The organism is Hwangdonia lutea (assembly GCF_032814565.1).
GTDB lineage: Bacteria > Bacteroidota > Bacteroidia > Flavobacteriales > Flavobacteriaceae > Hwangdonia > Hwangdonia lutea.
The window spans coordinates 1740315-1755161 of the sequence record NZ_CP136521.1 but is presented as its reverse complement, the minus strand read 5'-3'; the positions used below and the strand labels follow the sequence as shown (position 1 = coordinate 1755161).

Below are 14847 nucleotides of genomic sequence, written 5' to 3'. Positions count from 1 at the left end.
AATGATCTATGTGGTGTAAAAATTAGTTTCACTTGAAAAAGCTTCAGAAGTTGCATACCCAAACAAGCAATAATTACGCACTTTAGTTAAAAAGGTATACATGCTAAAGTCCGTTTTTTTATCGGGACTTAGCTCATTAAAATCATCGTTTAATAAATTGAAAACAGCATCTTCTTTTTCAGGATTAAAATATGTTTTAAACGTTGCTATAAAGTCTTCGTTACTAATTTTATTTACTTTTTTATTGTGATTAAGCGATAGTTCATTTTCGAATGCTTTACTGCCTTTTCGGAAGTTTTCTTTGCTCTTATCGTTTTCGGTGTGGTAAAACATCTGGTCTAAAAACACGGTGAGATTCATTGTTTCTACTAACGGAAAATACATTTTAGGCATAATGGTTTCTGTTAAACGCTCAACCAATTCCGCTTCACTTTTAGATAAAAACAAATAATTTGTGGAAACCGAGTTATCGGTACAGGCCGTTACAACATTCAGTAAAGTTGGCGTTGCCACGGTACAGCCAAAAGCCAGTGCTATGTTTTTTATTGCTTTTCTTCTATCCATATCCTTAAAATTTACCGCTTTTAAATTCGGCTATGGCGTGATGCGCTGCCCTAGCGGTTAATGCCATATAGGTTAATGACGGGTTTTGACTTGCTGAAGAGGTCATACAAGAACCATCGGTAACATAAACATTGGGTACGGCATGAATTTGATTGTATTTATTCAATACCGATGTTTTTGCATCTTTTCCCATTCTGGCGGTTCCCATTTCGTGAATGGCATGCCCAGGCGCAAAAGCTCCATCGTATCCTTTTACATTTTTAAACCCTGCTTTGGTTAGCATTTCTACGGCTTCGGACTGCATGTGTGCCCGCATTAATTTTTCGTTTTCCTTAAACTCGCAGTCAAAGGTTACGGTGGGCAATCCCCACGCGTCTGTTTTGTTATAGTCGAGCGTTAATTTGTTCTCGTGATACGGCAAACATTCGCCAAACCCCGTCATACCAACTTGCCATGGGCCTTGTTTTTTAAGGGTTTCTTTTAAATCAAGCCCATAACTGAGTTCCATTATAGCACGACGCCAATCGCCCCTAGTTGCTGTTCCTTGAAAAAAATAACCTCGCAAATAATCCTTTTTAGTCGCCTTGTCTCCCAAGTTTTGAAATCGAGGAATATGGAAACTTGCCGGTCTATTGTCAACAAAAGTTACATCTTTAAAACCATCGTAATCTGCGGTAGCACCCACTCTAAAATGATGATCCATTAAATTGTGCCCCAGTTCGCCGCTATCGTTGCCTAACCCATTTGGAAATCTTTTGGATTTCGATTGAAGCAGAATACTCGTTGACGCCACCGTAGAGGCACAACAAAAAATAACCTTCGCATAAAACGTTAATTTTTCTTTGGTTTGGGTATCTATAATTTTAACTCCTATGGCTTTTTTAGAGCGCTCATCGTATACAATTTCATAGGCATTGGAATACGGCCTCAAAGTCATGTTTCCGGTTCTTTCGGCTGCCGGTAAAGTAGAAGCGTTGCTACTAAAATACCCCCCTAAAGGGCAACCTCTCATGCATTTGTTTCTATAGGCGCAATTGTGTCTGCCTTCATAGGTTTCATCTCCTGTAATATTCGCAAATCGACCAATCGTTAAAGTCCTATTAGTATAATGCTTGTGAATTTGTGATTTGAATTCTTTTTCAACCACATTAAGCGCCATGGGTGGGGAAAAATAACCGTCCGGTAATTGCGGTAAACCTAATTTTTCGCCGCAAACCCCAATATACTTTTCAACGTAAGTGTACCAAGACTCAATATCTTTATAGCGGATGGGCCAATCGACACCATAACCATCTAGCTTGTTGGCATTAAAATCGAGATCGCTCAATCGTAGAGCTTGTCTTCCCCAAGTTAAGGAGCGGCCACCCACATGATGGCCTCTAATCCAATCGAATCTTTTAGTTTCGTTATACGGGTGTTTTAAATCGTTAACAAACCAATGCTTGGTAGCCTGATTTGTTACATAGCCTGCTCGTGCTTGCTTATGCTGATTTTTTTGATCCTCTAAACTTGGTTTTCCTCTAAACTCCAATTCCCATGTTTCTTTGGTGGCAGTATGGTAATCATCAATATGGGCAACATTTCTACCTTTCTCTAAAACAAGGGTTTTCAATCCGCCTTCACAAAGCTCTTTTGCCGCCCATCCTCCAGATATTCCGGTACCTATTACTATGGCGTCAAAAGTATTATTAGTATTACTATAGGGCATTCTATTTGTAGTTAAATTGTAATATCCTCAGATATTATTTTGAAGGCCTAAAAATATGAATTTTATACCACTAAAAATCACTAAAACCAAACCTTTTACATTAACATTCTCAGTTTGAAAACATTGAAAAATATTGATTAGGTTACAAACCATTAGAAAGTACCATAAATTGTAAAAATTTATTAAGTTAACCCGTTGTGCATTTTGACAAAATTCTGTCAGTTCGAGTGAATTTTACGATTGGAATGAGTAAAATTTGTATCGAGAATAAGAATTTTAATTTGAAATTGATTCTCGATACAATTTTTCGTGCCTCAAAATCACTCGAATTGACATATTGATGTTTTTCCATTCAAAATGTACAACGGGATAGGTTAATTCGCCGCGTTATTAATGCATTCAGTTTGTGTTTATATAAAAAATTCGGTAGTAGAATAGATTTCTTTTAAAACAAAATAGCTTTCAAGAACACCAATGTTTTCAATTTTGGATAATTTAAGCCTCACAAACTCATGATAAGCGTCTAAGCTTTGAAGGTTTATTTTTAGAAAAAAATCTACTTTTCCGGCCATGTGATAACATTCCTGGACTTCTTTGAGCTCCTTAATTTGGCTTTCAAATTTTTCAATAAAACCCTCGTTATGGTACCGTAACGACACCATGCAAACGGCTGTTATAGGACGGTTTAATTGAATTTTATCAAGTAGGGCTACGTATTTTTTTATGTAACCTTTGTTTTCCAAACGCCTTATTCGCTCATACACCGGAGAGGCTGTTAAGTTCAGCATTTGAGCAATTTCCTTGGTTGTTTTTTTAGAATTCTTTTGAAGGATTCTTAAAATTTTAAGATCTATATCATCTAGTTTTTCCATTATGCAGATAAATTTACTTTTTAAAGACTTAAAAATACAGAATAAAGATAAAAAATCTTTAAATAATTGATACAATAGATAAAAATACTTATTTTAAGTCAATCTGAAGATGTTTCAATTTAATTATGGCTGTTTTTATTAATTTTACATTGCTTAAAATTGTTAAAATGAAAACAGAGCGAATTTTAATTACGGGTGCGAGCGGCCAATTAGGCACGGTGCTTACAAAAGCTTTACAAGAAAAATATGGTATTGATTCTGTAATTGCTTCAGATTTAAGAGAGAACCCAAATTTCGAAGGCCATTTCGAGGTTTTGGATGTAACCAATTATGATGCCCTTCAAGACTGTGTGATAAAATATAAAATAACCCAAGTTTATCATTTAGCGGCTATTTTATCTGCCAACGGCGAACAGTTCCCTCTTAAAACATGGGATATCAATATGAGTACTTTGTTCAACGTTTTAGAGGTATCGCGGTTACATGGTGTTAACAAATTATTTTACCCTAGCTCTATTGCAGTTTTTGGCGATGAGGTTGAATGTATTAACACGCCACAAACATCAAATCTAACCCCTTTAACAGTGTATGGAATGAGTAAAGCCGCTGGCGAAAACTGGGTGAATTATTACCACAAAAAGTATGGCATGGACATACGCTCATTAAGATACCCAGGGGTAATTGGCTACCAGTCGCTGCCAGGGGGCGGCACCACAGATTATGCCGTAGACATTTACCACAAAGCTGTTAAAGAAGAGTGTTTTGATTGCTTTTTGGAGGCCACAACCATGTTGCCCATGATTTTTATGGACGATGCCATTAGAGCAACAATTGAACTCATGGACGCACCTGCCGAAAACATAAAGATAAGAACTTCGTATAACCTCGCGGGTATGAGCTTTACAGCGGAACAGGTATGCCAATCGATTAAAGACATTTATCCGAATTTTGAGATAAACTACAAACCAGATTTCAGACAGGATATAGCAAAATCATGGCCAGATAGTGTTGATGATTCTGCTGCTAGGGAAGATTGGGGCTGGAAACCAAAATATGACTTATCTTTAATAACCAAGGAAATGATAGAAAACATAAAAACGTATTACCAATTAACAACTAAAATATAAGCAACTATGTACGGAAGCATTAAGGATCATTTAATAGAAGAATTACAAAATATAAAGGACTCGGGTTTATTTAAAGAAGAGCGTATTATAACTACGCCTCAAGATGCTGTTATAAAGATTTCAACAGGACAGGAGGTTATTAACTTTTGTGCTAACAACTACTTGGGTTTATCCAACAACAAAGAAGTGATTCAGGCGGCTAAAGACACTTTGGATACCCACGGTTTTGGAATGTCGTCCGTACGCTTTATATGCGGCACCCAAGATATACACAAGCAGTTAGAAGCGAAAATAGCTGAGTTTTTCCATTGTGAAGATACCATTCTTTATGCTGCTGCTTTTGATGCGAACGGTGGTGCTTTTGAGCCTTTGTTAACGCATGAAGATGCCATTATTTCAGATGCTTTAAATCACGCTTCAATCATTGATGGTGTTCGTTTGTGTAAAGCTGCTCGATACAGATATGCCAATAACGATATGGAAGATTTGGAGGCCAAATTAATTGAAGCCAATAAACAAAACCATCGTTTTAAAATAATTGTTACCGATGGTGTGTTTTCCATGGATGGGATTGTTGCCGAGTTAGATAAGATTTGTGATTTAGCCGATAAATACGATGCTTTGGTAATGGTAGACGAATGTCATGCTTCTGGTTTTATTGGTAAATCAGGACGCGGTACCATAGAGTTAAAAAATGTCCTGGGTAGAGTAGATATTATTACGGGTACTCTAGGAAAAGCATTAGGTGGCGCCATGGGTGGTTTTACCACGGGCAAAAAGGAAATTATTGAAATGCTACGTCAAAGGTCAAGGCCTTATCTGTTTTCAAATTCATTGGCACCCACCATCGTTGGCGCTTCATTGAAGGTATTTGAAATTTTAGAAAGAGATACTTCGCTACGTGATAAGTTAGAAGAAAACACAAATTATTTTAGAAGCCAAATGGAGGCTGCAGGTTTCGATTTGGTAGGCGCTGGTGCCGCCATTGTTCCTGTAATGCTGTACGATGCAAAGCTTTCTCAAGTTATGGCCAATCAATTATTGGAAGAAGGCATCTATGTTATTGGGTTTTTCTACCCCGTAGTGCCTCAAAACAAAGCAAGAATACGAGTGCAATTATCGGCTGCACATACAAAGGAACACTTAGATAAAGCTGTTCAGGCATTTACAAAAGTGGGTAAAAACCTTGGTGTAATCAGTTAAAAAATGAGAACACAAAACACATATTGATAATTTATTTGAGTTATTACAAAGCTGTCAATATGTGTTTTACCCGTTCCTTCAACTCCGGCAACACCTCAAAATCAAACCAGGGGTTTTTAGCTAACCAAAACCGATTTCGCGGCGATGGATGTGGCAAGGGCAAATATTTGGGTAAATACTCGTTATAATTTCTAACGGTTTCGGTTAATGTTTTCTTTGCTTCTTTTTGCAAATAATATTTTTGGGCATACATCCCAATTAAAATAATCAACTCCACATTTTTAAGTTCATCAAAAAGGGGCTGGTGCCATTGCGGGGCACATTCTGGTCGCGGTGGCAAATCCCCTGATTTTCCCTTTCCCGGATAACAAAATCCCATGGGGATAATGGCGAATTTTTTTTCATCATAAAATTCTTCGTCAGTAACATCAAGCCATTTTCGTAATTGTTTGCCACTTGGATCGTCCCACGGAATCCCTGTTTTGTGCACTTTGGTCCCCGGTGCCTGACCAACAATTACGATTTTAGAATCTGGATGTGCCGATACAACTGGCCGCGGACCCAATGGTAAATGGGCTTTACAAATGGTGCACTGCCGTATGCTGCATAATAAAATATCCATTGGGCTTAAATTACCTAATTGTTTAATTACTTACCCCAATTGGTTAACTGCATAATTTTATGATAAATAAGATTGTTTTCATAAATACCTTGAAAATTCTCCGCACCTGGCCCGTAAGCAAATACAGGAATTAAGGTTGCCGAATGGCCTCCTGTTGAGAAGCTTCCTTTAATTTTATTGTAATTCCCGTTTTCAGAAGCAAGTGTATAACCTCCCGTTTCATGGTCTGCCGTTACCACAACCAGTGTGTTACCATCCTTCTCTGCAAAATCAAGCACTTCACCAATAACTTTGCTAAAATCCTTTACTTCTTCAACAATATATTCTGAGTCATTGGCATGTCCGCCCCAATCTATTTGAGAACCTTCTACCATAAGAAAAAAACCATGGTCGTTTTTAGATAAATATTCGATACCCAATTGCGTGGCCTGACTTAAAAAATCGCCACGGCCTTCAGTCATTTTTGGCATATGTTTTGGCGCTAATAAATAACCATACTTATTGTCTAAATTAAAATTTTGAGGTTTTTTTAAGGAAACAGTATCGATTATAAATCCATTTTTAGAAAAAGTAGCACTTAAATCTTTATTGTCTTTTCTTTTAAAAAAGAAATCATTCCCAGCCCCTACAAAAAAATCTATTTCAGATGCTGGCAATTGTGCCGCAATGTCCTCTTGCATACTTCTACGTTCAACATACGCGAAAAAAGAAGCAGGTGTTGCATGCGTTATTGAAGAGGTGCTTATTAGCCCCGATACCACTTTTGCTTCCGCAGCTTTATGGGTTATTAACGGTACCGCCAAAGCATCTTTATCTACACCTATCGCACCATTATAGGTTTTTATACCAGCTGAAAAAGCTGTTGCTCCAGCTGCCGAATCGGTAATTAAATGACTTTCGGAAGATGTTTTTATAAAGCCTATTTGTTTAAATCGCTCGAAACTTGAGTTTTCATTCCCAAAATAAAAACTGCTTGAAACTTGCGATAGCCCCATGCCATCTCCAATTAACAATATAACATTTTTAGGTGTTTTAAATATTTCCTTATGCTCAACTTCTACGGGCTTAAAGCCAACTGTAAACACAAATACAATTAACACTATTGCCGATATTTTATAATATTTCATGGGTTTTTTAATTTTTGAATTCTATAATAATTACAAATCTTAACTGCTTATTTTTTCCCGCCAACCACAATAACAATTTCACCTTTTGGAGGCTTAATGGTATAATACTCTAAAACTTCTTTTGCTGTACCGCGAATGGTTTCTTCGTACAATTTAGTTAATTCGCGCGAAACGGACACGAGTCTGTCTTCGCCAAAATACTCACAAAAATGACCAAGTGTTTTAACCAGTTTATGCGGACTTTCGTAAAAAATAATGGTTCTGGTTTCTTCGGCCAAAAGCAGCAATCGGGTTTGCCGTCCTTTTTTTACGGGCAAAAACCCTTCGAAGACAAACTTATCGTTTGGCAAGCCTGAATTTACCAAAGCCGGTACAAAGGCGGTGGCTCCGGGCAAACAATCTACTTCAATATTATTTTCGATGCAAGCACGGGTTAACAAAAATCCGGGGTCTGAAATGGCCGGCGTTCCGGCATCGCTAATTAAGGCTACCGTGGTGCCGCTTTTTATTTTTTGAATAATGCTTTCTACCGTTTTGTGCTCGTTATGCATGTGGTGCGATTGCATTGGGGTTAAAACCTCGTAATGTTTTAAGAGTTTCCCTGAGGTTCGGGTGTCTTCGGCGAGAATTAAATCGGATTCTTTTAAAACATCGATAGCTCGAAAGGTGATGTCTTTTAAGTTACCTATGGGTGTTGGTACGATGTAAAGTTTACTCATGTAATAACTGTTACTACTGTGTTAGGGATTGAAATGGCATCCTTTTTTGAGGCACGAGAAAAAGATATAATGGAAAGCCCGACCACGCTTTTTTTAGCGTGGGAACAACCAAAATTTTAATTAAACTTTGCCTCAATAATTTCCATAAATCGGGTTTCAAACTCTTCTTTATCTGCCCAACCGTTATAGTCTGGTTTTACAATTTCTTCTATAAATCGTTTGGCATCGCTAAGAGATGCGGTGGTGTTTAATTGCGACAAAACACGATCGTAATCTTCGCTTTTGCCATCAAACAAATGTTTTATAAACGCTATTTTGTCGTTTAACCCTATGTTGATTCCGCCATTTTTCAGCTTGTCGTTTAGCGACTTTTTTTCACCGCTATTTTGCGATTTCGAAATAGGCTCGAAAACGGGTGTTTCTTCAAAACCAGAGGTTATGGTCTCGAAATCGTTCTCGCGTTGGCTGGCAGGTTTTCGCGATTGTTTTTTGGGAAGGGCTTCTTCAAAAACCGAATCTACTTGCGAGCTATCTTGTGGCATATGGGCCACCATATCTTTTATGGTTTCCATTAACGGCTCTGTAATGGCTTCGTTTTCATAATCGTCAAGATTAATGTATACTTTGTCTTCTACCTCAATATTATCGCTTACCTTATTGTTGAAGGCCGTGTCTAGCATATCGAAAAAAGAGGAATCGTTGCCAATGGATGGGATATCGTCTTCAAAATTTTCGTGTGCAAACTTTAAAACCGATAGTTTTTCGCAAAGTGCAACGGCTTCGGCGTGCATTTTTAAAACGTCTTCCTTTCCTTTCAATTTAAGAATTCTATGTGCGATACTAATGAGTTCCGATTCTAACTTCTTCTTCATCATTTTTATTTTTTAAAATTATTGCTATATAGGCTTTTGATTTTTAATAAATTTGCGTCACCTTTATACAAACGAAAAATTCCTTTGTTTTAGTGTTAAAATTACGAAATGTTTCTTGAAAATACAGTAAATCATAAAGAACAATTTGGTTGGATAGAAGTTATTTGTGGCTCCATGTTTTCTGGAAAAACCGAAGAACTCATCCGAAGGCTTAAGCGCGCGCAATTTGCACGGCAAAAAGTAGAGATTTTTAAACCTGCCCTTGATGTGCGTTATGATGAGGACATGCTGGTGTCTCACGATGCAAACGAAATCCGCTCGACGCCCGTTCCTGCTGCGGCCAACATCCCTATTTTGGCCGATGGCTGCGACGTGGTTGGTATTGATGAAGCTCAGTTTTTTGATGATGAAATTGTACGGGTATGCAACGATTTGGCCAATAAAGGCATTCGCGTCATTGTTGCCGGATTGGATATGGACTTTAAAGGCAACCCTTTTGGCCCCATGCCCAACCTTATGGCTACGGCCGAATATGTTACCAAAGTTCATGCGGTTTGCACCCGAACAGGGAATTTGGCGCAATACAGTTACCGGAAAGCTAAAAGTGACAATCTGGTGCTTTTAGGCGAAGTTGATGAGTACGAGCCTTTAAGTAGAGCTGCCTTTTACAAAGCAATGATGCGCGATAAAGTGAGAAACATGAAGGTTAACGACGCTGAAGAAATTACTTCTAAACCCAAAAACACCAATGCCTAAAGCGCAAGAAACCCTACTTGAAATCGATTTAAAAGCCCTGAAGCACAACTTTAAGCATTTAAAATCGAAACTTAATAAGCATACACAATTTTTAGCCGTTGTTAAAGCATTTGGTTATGGTAGCGATGCCTGCGAAATCGCGCATTGCCTCCAAGAATTACAAGTGGATTATTTTGCCGTGGCTTACGTAAACGAAGGCGTGGCTTTGCGACATGCCGGCATTACAAAACCCATTTTGGTTTTGCATCCGCAGGCTGTAAATTTTAAAACCATTATTGAGCATTGCTTAGAACCCAGCTTGTACAACGCCAAAGTTTTAAATGAGTTTTTAGCATTCGCTTCCGCGGAAAAACAAACCAACTATCCCATTCATATTAAATTTAATACGGGTTTAAACCGATTGGGGTTTTGGGAAAATGATGTCGATTTTATCACCTCGAAAATAAAAGATGCAACTTCAGTAAAAGTGAAATCTATCTTTTCGCATTTAGCGGCTAGTGAAGATTTGGAAGAAAAAGCATTCACTTTAAATCAAATTGAAAGTTTTAAAAATACATCAAAAAACATGATTGATGCTTTGGGGTATTCCCCAATGCTTCATGTGTGTAATACCTCTGGCCTATTAAATTATCCCGAAGCCCATTTTGATATGGTTCGAAGTGGTATTGGGTTGTATGGTTTTGGAAATTCAGATAAAGAAAACAAACATTTAAAACCCATAGTGACTTTAAAAACCGTTATTTCTCAAATTCACACCATTGAAAAAGGAGAATCGGTAGGTTATAATCGCGCCTTTAAAAGCGATGCCTTTTTAAAAACGGCAACACTTCCTATCGGACACGCCGACGGCATAGGCAGACAATACGGAAACGGTAAGGGTTTTGTGACCATAAATGGGCAAAAGGCTGAAATTATTGGCAATGTTTGTATGGATATGATTATGGTAAACATTAGCAATATTGACTGTAAAGAAGGCGACGAAGTTATTTTTTTTGATGGAAAACACACCGCCGAAAATTTAGCCGAAACTATAAACTCCATTTCTTATGAGCTTTTAACGGCCATTTCGCAGCGCATAAAACGCATTATTATTCAATAATTTTTTAACATTTGTTAACATTTAATTTTTTTAACTAAATTAGTAACCTACTAACTAAAAATTTATAATCATGTTAAAAGAGTTTAAAGAATTTGCAATGAAGGGCAACCTTATAGACATTGCCGTAGGTTTTGTAATGGGTGCTGCCTTTAAAGAAGTGGTTACCGCTTTTACGGGAGGCATAGTTTCGCCTTTGGTTGGATTGATTTTCAATTCCGACTTCAAAGATTTACGCTATAAATTACAAGACGGCACCGTAAGCGATGCTGGCGAAACCGTTGGCGAAGTGTTTTTAGAATACGGTACTTTTTTAACCAATGTTATCGATTTCATTATCGTAGCCTTCGTTATGTTTATGGTTGTAAAAGGTGTTAATAAAATGAAGAAGAAAGAAGAGCCAGCTCCGGAAGCTCCTAAAGGCCCAACGCAAGAAGAGTTATTGGCCGATATTAGAGATTTGCTAAAAAAACAATAATATGTTAAATATATAACATTTTGTTATTTGTTGTCAAAAAGCCTTTGTTTTATGTAAACAAAGGCTTTTTATATGTTTTAGAATGGAATTAATACTTAATTTTGCTGCAGTAATTATTTAAAAAAATGAAAATGAAAGTAGCTGTTGTAGGCGCCACAGGAATGGTTGGCGAAGTGATGCTAAAAGTATTGGCAGAGCGTAATTTTCCAGTTAGTGAATTGTTATTGGTTGCCTCAGAACGTTCTGTGGGCAAAAAACTAAAATATAAAGATAAAGAGTACACCGTTATTGGTTTAGCCGAAGCCGTGGCAGCCAAACCAGATATCGCTATTTTTTCTGCCGGGGGCGAAACCTCTTTAGAATGGGCTCCAAAATTTGCAGAGGCAGGCACTACGGTTATTGATAACTCATCGGCATGGAGAATGGATCCGACCAAAAAACTCGTGGTTCCAGAAATTAATGCCAACGAGTTAACCAAAGCCGATAAAATTATTGCAAACCCCAATTGTTCTACCATTCAAATGGTGATGGCATTGGCACCGCTTCATAAAACATATAAAATGAAACGTGTTGTGGTTTCAACCTATCAATCGGTTTCCGGCACGGGCGTAAAAGCCGTAAAACAAATGGAAAACGAAATCGCTGGTGTTGATGGCGAAATGGCTTATCCGTATCCTATCGGAAGAAATGCTTTGCCGCATTGCGATGTTTTTGAAGACAACGGTTACACCAAAGAAGAAATGAAATTGGCGCGCGAGCCTCAAAAAATATTTAACGACAAAACCTTTTCAGTAACGGCTACAGCGGTTAGAATTCCAACTTCTGGTGGACACTCGGAAGCGGTGAATGTAGAGTTTGAAAAAGATTTCGATTTATCCGATGTTCGTAAAATGCTACACGAAACCCCTGGAATCGTTTTACAAGATAACACCGATACCAACACGTATCCGATGCCAATTTATGCGCACGACAAAGATGATGTTTTTGTGGGCAGACTTAGAAGGGACGAAACGCAACCCAACACTTTAAACATGTGGATTGTTGCCGATAACTTACGCAAAGGTGCTGCAACCAACACCATTCAAATTGCTGAGTATTTAGTTGAAAATAAGCTGGTTTAGTTTTTTAAATTTAAGATTTTAGTATTAAAAAAGGCCCTTGTAATTATTACAAGGGCTTTTTTTTTACAAATTATTTCGCTAAATTTACATGTGGTTGTATTAAAAATCAACATTTCATCGTATTTTTTTTGGAATGATTTTTGTAGTACAATAACTATAACCAAGCCAAAAAAACACGTTCAATGAAACCAATCTTCACGTCCTTCAGCTCTATATGCATTAATCTGGTTTTTATTTTATTATCACAACCTGTTTCTTCGAATAACAGTACTTTGTTTGCTGATATTGAATCTAAATCAGCTTCAATTTCAAAAGAAAAAATATACATCCATTTTGATAAAACATTTTACAATCAAGGTGAAAGCATCTGGTACAAAATATACTTAGTTGATGCCGTAAACCATACACCCGAGACTTTAAGCAAAGTAGTTTACGTTGATTTAATAGACCCGAACAACATAATAATCGACTCTGAAACAATTAAGATAAACGAAGGTGCAGGACATGGTGATTTTAAATTACCCCAAAATGCAACTCACGGCGCATATACCATAAGAGCCTATACCAATTTTATGCGGAATTTTGATGACGCCCGTTTTTTTAGAAAAACAATTTATGTGAACACTTTAAGGCCACATCGTGGTTTTAACACAGCTACAGCATCTACAAAACCCCAGATCGATTTTTCCCCAGAAGGTGGTAACATGGTTGGTGGCTTTTTAAATAGGATTGTAGTAAAAGCAACAAATCCCCCGGAAAAAGGCATGCAAATAAACGGTGATATTATAGACGACACCAATACTAAAATCCTTCATTTTAAAACCTCTAAATTCGGACTGGGTAGTTTCCAGTTTATACCCGAAAATGGCAGAACTTATAAGGCAATCGTTTCCCGTAATGGCGTAAAACACGCCTATCCTTTGCCACCGGTTAAAAACCATGGCACCACAATTAGGGTTGATGAAACGCACCATGGCTACAGAGTCAATGTTTTTTCATCCTTGGTTAACGGCATAAATAACCTAGAGTTAATAGGAAAGCAAAAAGGCGAAATGGTTTGTCGTGCCGAATTAAATGGCAAAAACCCCAAAGCGGCCATTGATTTGCCAATATCCGATTTGGAATACGGCTTAATTCAATTCCAACTTTTAAATAAAAACGGCTCGGTTTTAAGTGAAGAACTGGCCTTTATAGACACTCGTGATTTAGAGCAAAAAATAACGATTACACCCTCAAAAAAAACTTATGAAGAGAATGAGCTGGCTGAAATTGAAATTAATTTTGATTCCTTATTTGAAGAAAACCTAAAGGCAAACATATCTGTTGCCGTTACCGAAGTGAATCCCGTAATAAACGGTGTTCCAGATTTAGATATTACATCGTATTTACTCTTAAACTCTGAAATAAAAGACAATATCGGGCAATTTGGTGATAATTTTGATAATGATTCGTTGAGAAAAAAAACAGTACAACAGATATTAATCGCTCAGGATGACAATCAATATTTATTTAAAGATAATAATACCAATAATGAATTAACTTTTTTGCCCGAATCTGGTTTTAACCTTAGCGGCGTAGTTAGGCAAAAAAAGAATAAAAACAAACCTGTAAAAGCCAATGTCACTCTTACATATAAAAACAGTAAAGAGCTTGGGCGCGATCAAGCTATAACAGATAGTTTAGGGCGTTTTAATTTTAGTAATCTTAATTTTGAAGAACGAACTTTTGTTGCGCTTAAAGCGAAAAATTTAAGTTCTCAAAAATACAAGGGCCCTTTTACTATTGAGTTGGACTCATTTAGTCCGCCACTAGTAAAAACAAATCTAATTTCCGAAAAAAACACAACGAAAGGCAATGTGCTTTTAAAGTCTAAATTAAATAGAAATACTGAATTTACCTCTCAAGAAGGAGAAATTAAGTTAGACCCAGTAAAGGTAACTGCTGAAAAAAAACGTTTAGACAGGTTTGCAAAAAAAAGAAAATTAACATTATATACAACTCCTTCGCATACTTTAGATTTTAAAGATTTACGAATTTCGCCATCAGCTAGAAATCCAATTCAAGCTTTACAAGGCTTGTTCCCAGGAGTACATGTAATAGGAGATAATATAATATTAAGAGGAAGAAACTCTTTAATAGGAAATAATCTACCGTTATTTTTGCTTGACGGTTTTCCTACAGATCTTGAAATGATTACCTCAATACCAATTTTTAGTATAGACTTCATTGATATTATTCAATCTAGTGGAGCTTCAATTTATGGATCAAGAGGTGGCAACGGTATTGTAGCCGTTTACACTATAGACGGTTCAGAAGAAAATGATGAAGAAAATGAAAGGAATGGAATTATTAGCTTTTATCGCCCTGGCTATTACCAAGCTAGAGCATTTAATCAAGATGAAAACGATTCAACAACACTCTATTGGAATCCTGATTTAAAATTAGAACAATCCAATTCGGCTAAAATTGCATTTAAAACAGCTCATAAATCGGCAACCTATAAGGTTTTGTTAGAAGGTATTGCATCCAATGGAACACCTTTTAGAGCTGAAGCTTATTTTGATGTTAAGTTAACTGAATAG

14 protein-coding genes are annotated in these 14847 nt (G+C 37.1%); 7 read left to right on the top strand and 7 right to left on the bottom strand.

Annotation, left to right across the window (positions count from 1 at the left end):
- Nucleotides 1-6: 6 nt before the first annotated feature.
- The 3 genes from RNZ46_RS07580 to RNZ46_RS07570 form a co-directional block, all read right to left on the bottom strand.
- Nucleotides 7-564, bottom strand: coding sequence for a gluconate 2-dehydrogenase subunit 3 family protein (locus RNZ46_RS07580; RefSeq protein WP_316984775.1), 558 nt, complete (start codon nt 562-564; stop codon nt 7-9).
- 4 nt (nt 565-568) lie between these two features.
- Nucleotides 569-2272 (bottom strand): GMC oxidoreductase, encoded by a 1704-nt coding sequence (locus tag RNZ46_RS07575; RefSeq protein ID WP_316984774.1) that lies wholly within the window; start codon nt 2270-2272, stop codon nt 569-571.
- 410 nt (nt 2273-2682) lie between these two features.
- Nucleotides 2683-3144, bottom strand: coding sequence for an Lrp/AsnC family transcriptional regulator (locus tag RNZ46_RS07570; protein WP_316984773.1), 462 nt, complete (start codon nt 3142-3144; stop codon nt 2683-2685).
- 167 nt (nt 3145-3311) lie between these two features.
- On the opposite strand from RNZ46_RS07570, the gene RNZ46_RS07565 reads away from it, so the two are divergent.
- Both RNZ46_RS07565 and kbl read left to right on the top strand, forming a co-directional pair.
- Nucleotides 3312-4271 carry an NAD-dependent epimerase/dehydratase family protein gene (locus tag RNZ46_RS07565; RefSeq protein WP_316984772.1) on the top strand — a complete coding sequence of 320 codons (960 nt, stop codon included), beginning with the start codon at nt 3312-3314 and terminating at the stop codon, nt 4269-4271.
- A gap of 6 nt (nt 4272-4277) precedes the next feature.
- Nucleotides 4278-5474 (top strand): glycine C-acetyltransferase, encoded by a 1197-nt coding sequence (gene kbl, locus RNZ46_RS07560; RefSeq protein ID WP_316984771.1) that lies wholly within the window; start codon nt 4278-4280, stop codon nt 5472-5474.
- Nucleotides 5475-5517: 43 nt separating this feature from the next.
- On the opposite strand, the gene RNZ46_RS07555 is transcribed toward kbl, so the two are convergent.
- The 4 genes from RNZ46_RS07555 to RNZ46_RS07540 all read right to left on the bottom strand — a co-directional run bounded on the left by RNZ46_RS07555 (nt 5518) and on the right by RNZ46_RS07540 (nt 8817).
- Nucleotides 5518-6096: a uracil-DNA glycosylase family protein gene (locus tag RNZ46_RS07555; protein ID WP_316984770.1), complete on the bottom strand. Its 579-nt coding sequence runs from the start codon at nt 6094-6096 to the stop codon at nt 5518-5520.
- Between the two features lie 26 nt (nt 6097-6122).
- Nucleotides 6123-7223 (bottom strand): alkaline phosphatase, encoded by a 1101-nt coding sequence (locus tag RNZ46_RS07550; RefSeq protein ID WP_316984769.1) that lies wholly within the window; start codon nt 7221-7223, stop codon nt 6123-6125.
- 47 nt (nt 7224-7270) lie between these two features.
- A complete protein-coding gene (gene rsmI, locus RNZ46_RS07545; RefSeq protein ID WP_316984768.1) occupies nt 7271-7942 on the bottom strand; it encodes a 16S rRNA (cytidine(1402)-2'-O)-methyltransferase in 672 nt (223 codons plus the stop codon).
- A 116-nt stretch (nt 7943-8058) separates the two neighbouring features.
- Entirely contained in the window at nt 8059-8817 is a 759-nt protein-coding gene (locus RNZ46_RS07540) for a DUF8457 domain-containing protein (RefSeq protein ID WP_316984767.1), read from the bottom strand.
- Between the two features lie 105 nt (nt 8818-8922).
- Between RNZ46_RS07540 and RNZ46_RS07535 the strand changes: the two genes are divergently transcribed.
- From RNZ46_RS07535 to RNZ46_RS07515, 5 genes are all read left to right on the top strand, one after another.
- Nucleotides 8923-9570: a thymidine kinase gene (locus RNZ46_RS07535; protein WP_316984766.1), complete on the top strand. Its 648-nt coding sequence runs from the start codon at nt 8923-8925 to the stop codon at nt 9568-9570.
- Nucleotides 9563-10669, top strand: coding sequence for an alanine racemase (alr, locus tag RNZ46_RS07530; protein ID WP_316984765.1), 1107 nt, complete (start codon nt 9563-9565; stop codon nt 10667-10669). Before RNZ46_RS07535 ends, alr begins: the two co-directional genes overlap by 8 nt.
- Nucleotides 10670-10739: 70 nt before the next feature.
- Complete coding sequence (mscL, locus tag RNZ46_RS07525; protein ID WP_316984764.1) at nt 10740-11144, top strand: large-conductance mechanosensitive channel protein MscL; 405 nt, start codon at nt 10740-10742, stop codon at nt 11142-11144.
- A 131-nt stretch (nt 11145-11275) separates the two neighbouring features.
- Nucleotides 11276-12265, top strand: coding sequence for an aspartate-semialdehyde dehydrogenase (locus tag RNZ46_RS07520; RefSeq protein ID WP_316984973.1), 990 nt, complete (start codon nt 11276-11278; stop codon nt 12263-12265).
- 182 nt (nt 12266-12447) lie between these two features.
- Entirely contained in the window at nt 12448-14847 is a 2400-nt protein-coding gene (locus RNZ46_RS07515) for an MG2 domain-containing protein (RefSeq protein ID WP_316984763.1), read from the top strand.